Consider the following 310-nt stretch of genomic DNA (forward strand, 5'->3'; position numbering starts at 1 on the left):
CGCCGCCCGCCCGGCGGCCGCCCCCGGCCGTCGGCGCCGGGCCGCCACCACGGCCGCGCCGGCCGCCGCGTAGCCGGCCGCACCCCCCGTGACCCCGGCCCCGGCGCCGCAGCAGAACTCCGGGATCAGCCCGCTGCGGCGCGGGCCTTCGAGCCCGTGCCCGGCACGCCCTCCCAGTACAGGACGTGAACGTAGGCCCGTCCCGTAGCCAACGTCTAGCCCAACGAGTCCAGCTCTGGGCCGCCGCACAAACAGCATCGGCGCGGGCGGCTCGCGCCCGCACTGCGACACGCTGCGCACGCTCTACCCG

At 79.0% G+C, this 310-nt stretch carries 1 protein-coding gene; it reads left to right on the plus strand.

Annotated elements, in window-relative coordinates:
* Window positions 1–189: hypothetical protein (locus PUR71_RS00965; protein ID WP_329924356.1), on the plus strand; the 189-nt coding region annotated here is incomplete at its 5' end.
* Between the last annotated feature and the right edge of the window lie 121 nt (window positions 190–310).

The organism is Streptomyces sp. SP17BM10 (genome assembly GCF_036322405.1).
Taxonomy (GTDB): Bacteria; Actinomycetota; Actinomycetes; order Streptomycetales; family Streptomycetaceae; genus Kitasatospora.